The sequence below is a fragment of the Pseudomonas sp. ME-P-057 genome (genome assembly GCF_030208975.1).
In the GTDB taxonomy this organism is placed as follows: domain Bacteria; phylum Pseudomonadota; class Gammaproteobacteria; order Pseudomonadales; family Pseudomonadaceae; genus Aquipseudomonas; species Aquipseudomonas lutea.
Genome location: NZ_JARVSX010000023.1, coordinates 146,180 through 158,426 on the forward strand (window position 1 = coordinate 146,180; position 12,247 = coordinate 158,426).

The 12,247-nt window shown below is 60.4% G+C and carries 10 protein-coding genes; 8 read left to right on the top strand and 2 right to left on the bottom strand.

Annotation, left to right across the window (positions count from 1 at the left end; all coding sequences use genetic code 11):
• Nucleotides 1-2: 2 nt before the first annotated feature.
• The 4 genes from QRN48_RS13810 to lpxC all read left to right on the top strand — a co-directional run bounded on the left by QRN48_RS13810 (nt 3) and on the right by lpxC (nt 4,428).
• Nucleotides 3-872, top strand: coding sequence for a cell division protein FtsQ/DivIB (locus QRN48_RS13810; RefSeq protein WP_285351161.1), 870 nt, complete (start codon nt 3-5; stop codon nt 870-872).
• Nucleotides 873-887: 15 nt separating this feature from the next.
• The gene (gene ftsA, locus QRN48_RS13815) at nt 888-2,147 is read left to right on the top strand and encodes a cell division protein FtsA (protein ID WP_037014678.1); all 1,260 of its coding nucleotides are present in this window, start codon (nt 888-890) and stop codon (nt 2,145-2,147) included.
• A 63-nt stretch (nt 2,148-2,210) separates the two neighbouring features.
• Complete coding sequence (gene ftsZ / locus QRN48_RS13820) at nt 2,211-3,404, top strand: cell division protein FtsZ (protein WP_037014676.1); 1,194 nt, start codon at nt 2,211-2,213, stop codon at nt 3,402-3,404.
• Between the two features lie 112 nt (nt 3,405-3,516).
• Nucleotides 3,517-4,428 carry a UDP-3-O-acyl-N-acetylglucosamine deacetylase gene (gene lpxC / locus QRN48_RS13825; RefSeq protein WP_037014674.1) on the top strand — a complete coding sequence of 304 codons (912 nt, stop codon included), beginning with the start codon at nt 3,517-3,519 and terminating at the stop codon, nt 4,426-4,428.
• A gap of 325 nt (nt 4,429-4,753) precedes the next feature.
• Here lpxC and QRN48_RS13830 read toward each other — a convergent pair whose 3' ends face one another.
• Complete coding sequence (locus tag QRN48_RS13830) at nt 4,754-5,218, bottom strand: DUF721 domain-containing protein (protein WP_037014672.1); 465 nt, start codon at nt 5,216-5,218, stop codon at nt 4,754-4,756.
• A gap of 320 nt (nt 5,219-5,538) precedes the next feature.
• Here QRN48_RS13830 and secA point away from each other — a divergent pair, with 320 nt between their 5' ends.
• The 4 genes from secA to QRN48_RS13850 all read left to right on the top strand — a co-directional run bounded on the left by secA (nt 5,539) and on the right by QRN48_RS13850 (nt 11,388).
• Nucleotides 5,539-8,289 carry a preprotein translocase subunit SecA gene (gene secA, locus QRN48_RS13835; protein ID WP_037014670.1) on the top strand — a complete coding sequence of 917 codons (2,751 nt, stop codon included), beginning with the start codon at nt 5,539-5,541 and terminating at the stop codon, nt 8,287-8,289.
• 135 nt (nt 8,290-8,424) lie between these two features.
• Nucleotides 8,425-9,642 (top strand): bifunctional glutamate N-acetyltransferase/amino-acid acetyltransferase ArgJ, encoded by a 1,218-nt coding sequence (argJ, locus tag QRN48_RS13840; RefSeq protein ID WP_037014668.1) that lies wholly within the window; start codon nt 8,425-8,427, stop codon nt 9,640-9,642.
• A gap of 172 nt (nt 9,643-9,814) precedes the next feature.
• Entirely contained in the window at nt 9,815-10,447 is a 633-nt protein-coding gene (locus QRN48_RS13845) for a glutathione S-transferase family protein (protein ID WP_285351165.1), read from the top strand.
• Entirely contained in the window at nt 10,444-11,388 is a 945-nt protein-coding gene (locus tag QRN48_RS13850) for a Nudix family hydrolase (RefSeq protein ID WP_037014664.1), read from the top strand. Before QRN48_RS13845 ends, QRN48_RS13850 begins: the two co-directional genes overlap by 4 nt.
• Nucleotides 11,389-11,666: 278 nt before the next feature.
• Here the strand turns inward: QRN48_RS13850 and QRN48_RS13855 are convergent, their stop codons facing one another.
• Nucleotides 11,667-12,245, bottom strand: coding sequence for a cob(I)yrinic acid a,c-diamide adenosyltransferase (locus QRN48_RS13855; RefSeq protein WP_037014662.1), 579 nt, complete (start codon nt 12,243-12,245; stop codon nt 11,667-11,669).
• Nucleotides 12,246-12,247 lie beyond the last annotated feature (2 nt).

Sequence of the window (12,247 nt, forward strand, 5' to 3'; positions counted from 1 at the left end):
TCATGCACGGCGCATCGGTTCGTCATCAGCAATCCGCCGCCAGCCGCAAGCCGGTGCCACGTGGCGCCAGCCGGATGGTCGCCAGGGAGCCCATGTCGTCGCGCATGCCGCGGCCGAGCTTCGGTTTCCTGCGCAGCCTGATGTGGCCGGTACTGCTGGTGGTGTTTGGTTTCGCCACTTACGAAGCTGCGCAGCGGTTGCTGCCGTACGCCGATCGGCCGATTTCGCGGATCAACGTTCAGGGCGATTTGAGCTACATCAGCCAGCAAGCCGTGCAGCAGCGGATCGCGCCCTTCGTGGCGACCAGCTTCTTCAACATCGACCTGGCCGGCATGCGCACCGAGCTTGAGCAAATGCCATGGATCGCCCACGCCGAGGTCCGCCGCGTCTGGCCGGATCAGGTGGTGATCCGTCTGGAAGAACAATTACCGGTTGCGCGCTGGGGCGATCAATCCCTGCTGAACAACCAGGGTCAGGCGTTCACCCCGCGTGAGCTGGCCAATTACGAACACCTTCCGCAGTTGTTCGGGCCTCAACGGGCCCAACAGCAGGTGATGCAGCAGTACCAGGTCCTGAGCCAGATGTTGCGCCCGCTGGGGTTCTCCATCGCTCGCCTGGAACTGCGTGAGCGAGGCAGCTGGTTTCTGACCACCGGCGCAGGCAACGCAGGCCCAGGCCTGGAGCTGCTGCTGGGACGAGGCAATCTGCTTGAGAAGATGCGCCGCTTTATCGCCATCTACGACAAGACACTGAAAGACCAGATCACGAACATTGCGCGAGTCGACCTTCGTTACAACAACGGCCTGGCCGTTGGTTGGCGCGAACAGGCAGCAGCGCCAACGACGGACAAACCCGCCGTCGCGAAGAATTGATAAGAGGCAGGACCCATGGCAAACGTGCAAAGCGGCAAAATGATCGTCGGATTGGATATCGGCACCTCCAAGGTGGTGGCGCTGGTAGGCGAAGTCGCGGCTGATGGCACGCTGGAAATCGTCGGTATCGGCACTCACCCGTCCCGCGGCCTGAAGAAGGGCGTGGTGGTGAATATCGAATCCACCGTGCAGTCGATCCAGCGCGCAGTGGAAGAAGCGCAGCTAATGGCCGGTTGCCGCATCCACTCGGCGTTCGTCGGCGTCGCGGGCAATCACATTCGCAGCCTGAATTCCCACGGCATCGTGGCGATTCGTGACCGCGAAGTGAGCTCGGCCGACCTTGAACGCGTGCTTGACGCTGCCCAGGCCGTGGCGATCCCGGCTGACCAACGCGTGCTGCACACCTTGCCGCAGGACTACGTCATCGATAACCAGGAAGGCGTTCGCGAGCCACTGGGCATGTCGGGCGTGCGCCTGGAAGCCAAGGTCCACGTGGTGACCTGCGCGGTCAATGCGGCACAGAACATCGAGAAGTGCGTGCGCCGCTGCGGCCTCGAAGTCGATGACATCATTCTGGAGCAGTTGGCGTCCGCGTACTCGGTGCTGACCGATGACGAGAAAGAACTGGGCGTTTGTCTGGTGGACATCGGTGGCGGCACTACGGACATCGCCATCTTCACCGAAGGCGCGATTCGTCACACCGCGGTGATCCCGATCGCCGGTGATCAGGTCACCAATGACATCGCCATGGCGCTGCGTACGCCGACTCAGTATGCCGAAGAAATCAAGATTCGTTACGCCTGCGCACTGGCCAAGCTGGCCGGCGCCGGGGAGACCATCAAAGTGCCGAGCGTGGGCGACCGTCCACCGCGTGAACTGTCCCGTCAGGCCCTCGCCGAAGTGGTCGAGCCGCGTTATGACGAGCTGTTCACTCTGATCCAGGCCGAGCTGCGTCGCAGCGGCTACGAGGACCTTATCCCGGCCGGCATCGTGCTGACCGGTGGCACCTCGAAAATGGAAGGCGCAGTTGAACTGGCCGAAGAGATCTTCCACATGCCGGTACGCCTGGGTGTACCGCATAGCGTCAAAGGGCTCGCGGACGTCGTTCGCAACCCGATCTACTCAACCGGCGTCGGCCTGTTGCTGTACGGACTGCAAAAGCAGTCCGACGGCATCTCGCTGTCCGGCCTTTCCGGCTCCGGTAGCAGTTATAGCGATGAACCGAAGGCACCAGTGTTAGAGCGTCTCAAGCGCTGGGTCCAGGGGAATTTCTAAGATTCAAAAAGCGGTAGGCAGGCAACAGGCGACATAAAACTAGAGAACTGAAGGAGAGGGAACATGTTCGAGCTCGTAGACAACATCCCACAAAGCCCGGTAATTAAAGTTATCGGCGTTGGTGGTGGCGGCGGCAACGCGGTCAATCACATGGTCAAGAGCAACATCGAAGGCGTCGAGTTCATCTGCGCCAACACCGATGCTCAGGCACTGAAAAACATTGGCGCACGTACCATTCTGCAACTGGGTACCGGCGTGACCAAGGGCCTGGGCGCAGGTGCAAACCCTGAAGTCGGCCGTCAAGCTGCCCTGGAAGACCGTGAGCGCATTGCTGAAGTGCTGCAAGGCACCAACATGGTTTTCATCACCACTGGCATGGGTGGCGGTACCGGTACCGGCGCGGCCCCGATCATTGCTGAAGTGGCCAAGGAAATGGGCATCCTGACCGTAGCAGTGGTCACCCGTCCGTTCCCGTTCGAAGGCCGCAAGCGTATGCAGATTGCCGATGAAGGCATTCGCGCGCTGTCGGAAAGCGTTGACTCGTTGATCACCATTCCCAACGAGAAGCTGCTGACCATCCTGGGCAAAGACGCCAGCCTGCTGTCGGCATTCGCCAAGGCTGACGATGTACTGGCCGGTGCCGTTCGCGGTATCTCCGACATCATCAAGCGTCCGGGCATGATCAACGTCGACTTCGCTGACGTACGCACTGTCATGTCCGAGATGGGCATGGCGATGATGGGCACTGGCTGCGCCAGCGGTCCGAACCGTGCGCGTGAAGCCACCGAAGCGGCCATCCGCAACCCGTTGCTGGAAGACGTGAACCTGCAAGGTGCTCGCGGCATTCTGGTCAACATCACTGCCGGTCCTGACCTGTCTCTGGGTGAGTATTCCGACGTGGGTAGCATCATCGAAGCGTTCGCCTCCGAGCACGCCATGGTCAAGGTCGGTACCGTTATTGATCCGGACATGCGCGACGAGCTGCACGTGACTGTGGTTGCAACCGGTCTGGGCGCGAAAATCGAGAAGCCTGTGAAGGTCATCGACAACACGCTGCAAACCGCCGCCCAAGCCGCACCTGCGCAGCAACATGCCGCTCGCCAGGAGTTGCCGTCGGTGAACTACCGCGACCTGGACCGTCCGACCGTGATGCGCAATCAGGCACACGCAGGCGCAACAGCCGCAGCGAAGATGAATCCGCAAGACGATCTGGATTACCTGGATATTCCAGCCTTCCTGCGTCGTCAGGCTGATTAATGGGTTCTATCAGGGGTATAAGGGTGATTGGTGTTCAGCAAAGGCGAGGTCTGCTATCATCGCCAGCCTTTGTTGATACTAATTCGCGATATGCGCTGAAGCGGCCAATGCCATGATTAAACAACGCACCCTGAAGAATATTATCCGTGCCACAGGTATCGGCCTGCACTCGGGGGAAAAGGTTTACCTGACCCTCAAACCTGCACCTGTGAACGCTGGCATTGTGTTTTTCCGTACCGACCTTGAGCCGGTAGTCCAGATCAACGCTCACGCGTTGAATGTTGGCGACACCACGCTCTCCACGACACTGTTCAACGGTGACGTGAAGGTCGATACGGTTGAGCACTTGCTGTCGGCCATGGCCGGCCTTGGCATCGATAACGCCTACGTTGAACTTTCTGCCTCCGAAGTTCCCATCATGGACGGCAGCGCAGGTCCCTTCGTATTCCTGATTCAATCGGCTGGCCTGGAAGAACAGGACGCACCGAAAAAATTCATCCGCATACTTAAAGAAGTGTGTGTTGAAGAAGACGGCAAGCACGCGAAATTTTTACCGTTTGAAGGTTTCAAGGTCGGGTTCGAGATCGATTTCGATCACCCCTATCTGAAGAACCGTACCCAAACGGCTTGTGTGGACTTTTCCAGCACTTCGTTCGTTAAAGAAGTGAGCCGTGCGCGAACATTCGGTTTCATGAAGGACATCGAATACCTGCGTAAACACAACCTTGCTCTGGGCGGCAGCGTCGAAAACGCAATCGTCGTGGACAAGGACGGCGTGTTGAACGAGGACGGTCTTCGTTACGAAGACGAATTCGTCAAACACAAGATTCTGGACGCCATCGGTGACCTGTATCTGTTGGGCAACAGCCTGATCGGCGAGTATCAGGGCTTCAAGTCGGGACACGGCCTGAACAATCGTTTGCTTCGTGCGTTGATCGCTCAGGAAGACGCTTGGGAAGTTGTGACCTTCGAAGATGCCAGCACCGCACCGATCTCCTACATGCGCCCTGTTGCGGCGGTGTAAACAGTCTCTTCTTCTCGTTCTGATGTTTTGAGGCCACCTTCGGGTGGCCTTTTTTGTGGGTCTGTGAAAAACACTGTGTCGCCGAAGCGCAGTGGCCGCTGGAAGGATCATGTGTTGCCAAAGTCGGAACGCCGGTAACTATCTGGCCGGCGGAGGTGACGTCAAGAGTGACGCAATCTGTAGGAGCCGGCTTGCTGGCGAATCCGATTCAACATCCACTCTCGAGGCGTCTGAAGAGACGCACTCGCCAGCAAGCCGGCTCCTACAGACCGGAAGGGCTAGGGTCAGTCCGGCTTAATGGAGGGCGATATGAATGTTAGTCCCACTAATTGGCAGGGTCCTTCGGCGTCGCATGCGCTGCCAGCCGCTCCAATGCCGCGCGCAACTTGGGGTCGGTGATGCCCTCTGCCGTAGCGGTGATGGTCTCGGCCGCTGACACCGAGAGGTCTCGAGTCTGAGTGGCCGCGCTTCGGTGGGTTCTCGCAGGCTGGACCTTCAGTTGCAGCCGGGTGAGGTTGGCGAATTCCTTGAACGCGACCAACTGCCGCTGCAGACGCTTCTGCTGATACCGCAATCGGGTGGCCCAGTGACCGTCAGTGACGATCAGCAGCAAGGTGCCTTCGCGCCACGAGGCGACATGGCAGTGCTCGCGCGCAGCCGGTTGCAGCTGACTTTCCAGCAGTCGTTGAAGATGAGCCAGGCGTTGAGCATGGCTGAAAATGGCTTTTAGCGGCCGGGCTTCGCGAAGCAGGACGGATGGTGCGCGAGCCGGTAGAGGACGGAATGCCATAATGGTGAGCCTGATGTTGCCAGCGCGGGATGTTAGCAGAAAGTGCCAAAGCACCTTGGCCGCGGACGACTCAGGGCGAAAAAGCGACGCTCTATCATGAAAAAACATTAATCAAACTTCTGGCCTGCACGGGTTGAAGTCATGAGAAATGCCCCTATTGTACTTCTGCCCCGTAACATTGCTGTGCCAGCATCGTGGAATAACGCCACTTTCCTCACCACCATTTCCGGGTAGAATGCTCGTTCGCATGCGGCCATGAGGGCTGCTCGGGCGACTCACGGGGCCGCCCTCCATCCCTATGTGTGGAAGATCCTTTCGATATGTTTGCACCTTTGTTAAAAAAACTTTTCGGAAGCAAGAACGAGCGCGAAGTGAAGCGCATGCTCAAGACGGTCCAGGTCGTCAACAGCTTCGAAGAGCAAATGGTCGCCCTCTCGGACGAACAGCTGCGCGCCAAGACCGATGAGTTGAAGGCCCGCATAGCCAAAGGTGAGACCCTCGACCAGCTCTTGCCGGAAGCCTTCGCGGTGTGCCGCGAGGCGGGCAAGCGCGTCATGGGCATGCGTCACTTCGATGTACAGCTGATCGGCGGTATGACGCTGCACGAAGGCATGATCGCCGAGATGCGTACCGGTGAAGGTAAAACCCTCGTCGCGACCCTCGCGGTCTACCTCAACGCGCTGTCCGGCAAAGGCGTGCACGTGGTCACGGTCAACGACTACCTGGCCCGCCGTGACGCCAACTGGATGCGCCCGCTGTATGAATTCCTCGGTCTGACCGTAGGCGTCGTAACGCCTTTCCAGCCGCCGGAAGAAAAACGCGCCGCCTACGCGTCGGACATCACCTACGGCACCAACAACGAATTCGGCTTCGACTACCTGCGCGACAACATGGCGTTCAGCCTGGAAGACAAATTCCAGCGTGAACTGAACTTCGCCGTGATCGACGAAGTGGACTCGATCCTCATCGACGAAGCCCGTACGCCCCTGATCATCTCCGGTCAGGCGGAAGACAGCTCCAAGCTCTACACCGAAATCAACAAGCTGATCCCCAAGCTCGAGCAGCACATCGAGGAAGTGGAAGGCCAGGTCACCAAGCAAGGCCATTACTCCATCGACGAGAAATCCCGTCAGGTGGAGCTCAACGAGTCCGGCCATCAGTTCATTGAAGAGATGCTGACCGAGGTCGGCTTGCTGGCTGAAGGCGAAAGCCTTTACTCGGCGCATAACCTGGGCCTGCTGACCCACGTTTATGCCGGTCTGCGCGCGCACAAGCTGTTCCATCGCAACGTCGAGTACATCGTCCAGGACGGTCAGATCCTGCTGGTCGACGAACACACCGGTCGTACCATGCCGGGTCGTCGTCTGTCCGAGGGCCTGCACCAGGCCATCGAAGCGAAGGAAGGCCTGAACATCCAGGCAGAGAGCCAGACCCTCGCGTCAACGACCTTCCAGAACTACTTCCGTCTGTACAACAAGCTGTCCGGCATGACCGGTACGGCGGACACTGAAGCGTTCGAATTCCACCAAATCTACGCCCTGGCCGTAATGGTCATTCCGCCCAACAAGCCGTTGGCGCGTAAAGACTTCAACGATCTGGTATACCTGACCGCGGAAGAGAAATACGCAGCGATCATCACGGACATCAAGGCCTGTCTGGCCGAGCAGCGTCCTGTGCTGGTGGGTACTGCGACCATCGAGACCTCCGAGCACATGTCCCGACTGCTGGTGCAGGAAGGCATCGAGCACAAGGTTCTGAACGCCAAGTTCCACGAAAAAGAAGCCGAAATCATCGCCCAGGCCGGTCGCCCCGGCGCGTTGACCATCGCCACCAACATGGCCGGTCGCGGTACCGACATCCTGTTGGGCGGTAACTGGGAAGTCGAAGTCGCCAGTCTGGAAGACCCGACCCCTGAGCAGATCGCGCAAATCAAGGCCGATTGGCAGAAACGCCATCAGCAGGTGATCGAGGCGGGCGGCCTTCACGTGATTGCTTCCGAACGCCACGAATCCCGTCGTATCGACAACCAGCTGCGTGGTCGTGCCGGTCGTCAGGGTGACACCGGTTCGAGCCGTTTCTACCTGTCGCTGGAAGACAGCCTGATGCGCATCTTTGCCTCTGATCGGGTGAAGAATTTCATGAAGGCGCTGGGCATGCAGTCCGGCGAAGCGATCGAGCACCGCATGGTGACCAACGCCATCGAGAAAGCGCAGCGCAAGGTCGAAGGTCGCAACTTCGACATCCGCAAGCAGTTGCTCGAGTTCGACGACGTTTCCAACGAACAGCGTAAAGTGATCTACCACATGCGTAACAGCCTGCTGGCTGCGACCAACATTGGTGACACCATTGCCGAGTTCCGCGAAGAAGTCCTCGACGCCACCATCTCCGCGCACATCCCGCCGCAGTCGTTGCCTGAGCAGTGGAATGTGGCCGGTCTCGAATCCGCACTCAGCACCGATTTCGGCGTGAAGCTGCCGATCCAGCAGTGGCTCGACGAAGACGACCATCTCAACGAAGACACCCTGCGTCCGAAGTTGATGGAAGCCATTCTGGCGGCCTACAACGAGAAAGAAGACCAGGCCAGTGCCGAGGCGCTGCGCACGTTCGAGAAGCAGATTCTCCTGCGCGTGCTGGACGATTTGTGGAAAGACCACCTGTCGACCATGGACCACCTGCGTCACGGCATCCACTTGCGTGGCTACGCTCAAAAGAACCCGAAGCAGGAATACAAGCGCGAGTCGTTTGCCCTGTTCCAGGAGCTGCTCGATTCGATCAAGCGCGACGCCATTCGTGTGCTTTCCCACGTTCAGGTGCGTCGCGAAGACCCGGCCGAGGAAGAGGCGCGTCTGCGTCGCGAGGCCGAGGAGCTGGCGCAGCGCATGCAATTCCAGCACGCCGAAGCACCGGGCCTTGATCAGCCTGACTTGCTGGCCGAAAGCGGTGAAGAGGTAACGGTTGCCGCAGCCGAGGCACTCACGCCGGTTCGTAACGACCAGAAGCTGGGCCGTAACGAGCTGTGCTGGTGTGGTTCGGGCAAGAAGTACAAGCATTGCCACGGCCAGATCAACTGAGTCGCCAAGCGCGGCGGGCTGTAGCTGAACTGTAAGATCACGCCGCGACCGGCTTAGCCGTCGCGGCGTTTTTCAATCCATCGAGCCGTCCCGGCAATACCGCGCGGCATGATTGTCTTTCAAGGAGCGCATTACATGGCTGTTGGTCTTGGTCCGTTGCCGACGCTGCACCCGGTTCCCGGTTTTGAACTTGGCATCGCTTCTGCGGGCATCAAGCGCCCGGGGCGCAAGGATGTCGTGGTCATGCGTTGCGCCGAAGGCTCAAGCGTCGCCGGCGTGTTTACGTTGAACGCGTTTTGCGCTGCCCCCGTCATCCTGGCCAAACAGCGTGTACAAGGCACCGTGCGTTATCTGCTGACCAACACCGGCAACGCCAATGCCGGTACTGGCGAGCCGGGCCTGGCGGCTGCCGAGCGCACCTGCGCCAGGCTCGCCGAGATCACCGGCGTGGAGGCCGGCGCCGTACTGCCATTCTCAACGGGCGTGATTGGCGAGCCGTTGCCGGTCGAGAAAATCGAAGGTGCGCTGCAGGCAGCGCTGGATGATTTGTCCGTCGACAACTGGGCCGCTGCCGCGACCGGCATCATGACCACCGACACGTTGCCCAAAGGTGCGAGCCGCCAGTTCGTGCTCGATGGCGTGACCGTGACTGTGACCGGCATCAGCAAGGGCGCGGGCATGATCCGTCCGAACATGGCGACCATGCTGGGCTACATCGCCACCGACGCTGCCGTGGCGCCGGGCGTGCTGCAGGACCTGATTCGCGACGGCGCCAACAAGTCGTTCAACCGCATCACCATCGACGGCGACACCTCGACCAACGACTGCTGCATGCTGATCGCCACCGGCCAGGCCGCGCTTCCGGCGGTGACCGAAGCCAAAGGCCCGCTGTTTGAGGCATTGAAAAAGGCGGTCTTCGAAGTGTGTATGGACGTCGCTCAGGCCATCGTCCGTGACGGCGAGGGCGCCACCAAGTTCGTGACGGTCGAAGTCAACGGCGGTGGCAATCATCAGGAGTGCCTGGACGTGGGTTACACCGTGGCCCACTCGCCGCTGATCAAAACGGCGCTCTTTGCCTCCGACCCGAACTGGGGGCGGATTCTTGCGGCCGTGGGTCGCGCGGGCGTGCCGGACCTCGACGTCAGCAAGATCGACGTGTTTCTGGGTGACGTGTGCATCGCCAGCAAAGGCGCCCGCGCCAGCACCTACACCGAAGAACAAGGCTCGCTGGTGATGGCGCAGGAAGAAATCACCATTCGCATTGAGCTGGGCCGTGGCGACTGCAGCGAAACCATCTGGACCACTGACCTGTCGCATGAGTATGTGAAGATCAACGCGGAATACCGCACCTGACAGACTTTTTTGGTCTGCGCCCAAACAACGTTTATTGCGGGGTTGAACTGTGATCTGTGGGAGCGCCACCCCGGTCGCTCCCGCAGAGACAGCGTCTGCCGCGAGAAGGGCGACTGTCATGAGGGCGGGGTAGCGCCCATGATGTTTCATGCGTCTTCAACGGAGCCAAGACATGAGCCTGCATTTGATCATCGGCGACAAGCGCTATTCCTCCTGGTCTATGCGCCCCTGGCTGGCGCTTGTACTGACCGGCGAGCCGTTTACCGATCAGGTGATTCGCCTGAATCAGACCGACACCACCCGCCTTATTCTTGAGCATTCGCCGACGGGCAAAGTCCCTGCGCTCAAATGCGAACACGGCACGATTGTCGATTCGCTGGCCATTTGTGAGTACCTTGCCGAGCGCTTTCCAGGCGCCGGCTTGTGGCCGGCAGATGTGGCAGCCCGTGCTCAGGCACGCTCGGCGTGCGCGCAGATGCACAGCGGTTTCGCCGGGTTGCGCTCGCGGCTGCCGATGGATGTGCAGCGCGACGAGGCACTGGAAGTCATTGAAGTCGAGGCTCAGGCGGACATCGACCGCATGGTGATGTTGTGGCGCGAATGTCGTGCGGTGTCAGGGGCAGGAGAGGGCTTCCTGTTCGGCGCGCCGGGCATCGTCGACGCATTTTTCGCACCGGTTGCCGTGCGCTTTCGCACGTATCAGGTGCAATTGCCAGCGGACGCTGCGGCGTACGTCGAAACGCTGTATCAGTGGCCGGCGTTCAAGCGCTGGCTGCAGGCAGGATTGGAGGAAGGTCAAGCGTGAAACGAGTCCATGTAGCTGCGGCAGTCATCCGTGGCAGCGACGGCAAGGTGCTCATTGCGCGACGCGCCGACACCCAGCATCAAGGCGGCCTGTGGGAGTTTCCCGGGGGCAAGGTCGAGGCAGGTGAGTCGGTTGATGCCGCGCTTGCTCGCGAGCTGCACGAAGAACTGGGCATCAGCGTGACGTCGGCGCGTCCGTTGATCAAGATCAGCCACGACTACCCGGACAAGCAGGTGCTGCTGGATGTCTGGGAAGTGTCGTCCTTCACCGGCGAGCCCCACGGTGTTGAAGGCCAGCCGTTGGCCTGGGTTTCGCAGCGCGAGCTGGCCGAATACGATTTTCCGGCAGCGAATCGGCCGATCGTGGCGGCTGCGCGGCTGCCCGGTGAGTACCTGATAACCCCGGACGATCTGGAAACGCCGGACCTGTTGCGCGGCATTCGCACGGCGGTGGCTGCCGGCATCAAGCTGGTCCAGCTGCGTGCGCCGAACATGTACGACCCCAAATACCGTGACGTTGCCGTTGATGCGGTGGGGCTGTGTGCGGGCAAGGCGCAGTTGATGCTCAAGGGGCCGCTCGAATGGCTGGGCGACTTTCCCGCAGCAGGTTGGCACTTGACCAGCGAGCAGCTGCGCAAGTACGCCAGCAAGGGACGGCCTTTTCCCCAGGACCGCTGGCTTGCAGCTTCATGCCACAGCGCCGAGGAGCTGAGCCTCGCCGAACAGATGGGCGTGGATTTCGTCACGCTCTCGCCCGTGCTGCCGACCTTGAGCCATCCAGACGCTCAACCGCTCGGCTGGGAAAAGGCCCGTGACTTGATCGCCGGGTTTAGCAAGCCGGTGTATTTGCTCGGCGGGGTAGGGCCGACGGATCGTCCGCAGGCGTGGGATTGTGGCGCGCAAGGTGTGGCGGGGATCAGAGCGTTCTGGCCGCAGGGCTAAACGCGCCGATGAAGTCTCGAACCGGCATGCTTGCTAGCGCTGCCGAGTTGCAGCCGGGTCGGCTGATGTACGCAATTCCCTGTAGGAGCCGGCTTGCTGGCGAACGCATTCGTTCAGTCACAACAGCGGTGCCGATGTGACGGGTTCGTCCGACCGCGGCCCGCAGCAAGCCGGCTCCTACAGACCGAAATACCATCCGATATCGGGTGGCGACCGCGAGGTGACAATTCAGGGCCGTGTTGATCTTCAGCAGTTGATCCTCGCGCCGGCCTGCAACATCACTGCGGCTTCTTCGCAGGCTCCCACAAAATCTCCGCCACACCCTCGCGACGGGCAATGATCCGCGCCGCCACGAATAACAGATCCGACAACCGATTGATGTAGGCCAGTCCAACCCCGGACAGTGGCTCCACGGCGTTCAAGTGCTGACAGCGACGCTCTGCCGTACGCGCCAGGCTTCGGCAAACGTGGGCTTGGGCAATCAACGCCGAACCGCCCGGCAAGATGAAGTTTTCCAGCGGCCCCAGCTCCTCGTTCCAGTGATCAATCGCCGCTTCCAGTCGCTCGACCTCCGCCGAGTTCAGCGCCTGATACTCCGGCATCGCCAACTCACCGCCCAGGTCAAACAGCCGATGCTGGCACGGGACCAGCACATCGATGACCTCCTGCAGTGCGGGGCGGCTCGCGACGCCGGCAGTCAGTCCCGCCAACAGCACGCCGACGTGGCTGTTGAGCGTGTCGACCTCGCCGATCGCTTCGACCCGCGGATGATCCTTCGGCACACGGCGGCCGTCGCCGAGACCTGTTTCGCCGGTGTCACCCGTGCGTGTGTAGATTTTTGACAAGCGAAATCCCATGG

Bases quoted from the DNA above. Each gene is read 5' to 3' on its own strand.
- secA (WP_037014670.1), top strand. From the start codon at position 5,539: ATGTTTGCACCTTTGTTAAAAAAACTTTTCGGAAGCAAGAACGAGCGC.
- argJ (WP_037014668.1), top strand. From the start codon at position 8,425: ATGGCTGTTGGTCTTGGTCCGTTGCCGACGCTGCACCCGGTTCCCGGT.
- ftsA (WP_037014678.1), top strand. From the start codon at position 888: ATGGCAAACGTGCAAAGCGGCAAAATGATCGTCGGATTGGATATCGGC.
- QRN48_RS13830 (WP_037014672.1), bottom strand. From the start codon at position 5,218: ATGGCATTCCGTCCTCTACCGGCTCGCGCACCATCCGTCCTGCTTCGC.
- QRN48_RS13810 (WP_285351161.1), top strand. From the start codon at position 3: ATGCACGGCGCATCGGTTCGTCATCAGCAATCCGCCGCCAGCCGCAAG.
- lpxC (WP_037014674.1), top strand. From the start codon at position 3,517: ATGATTAAACAACGCACCCTGAAGAATATTATCCGTGCCACAGGTATC.
- ftsZ (WP_037014676.1), top strand. From the start codon at position 2,211: ATGTTCGAGCTCGTAGACAACATCCCACAAAGCCCGGTAATTAAAGTT.
- QRN48_RS13845 (WP_285351165.1), top strand. From the start codon at position 9,815: ATGAGCCTGCATTTGATCATCGGCGACAAGCGCTATTCCTCCTGGTCT.
- QRN48_RS13855 (WP_037014662.1), bottom strand. From the start codon at position 12,245: ATGGGATTTCGCTTGTCAAAAATCTACACACGCACGGGTGACACCGGC.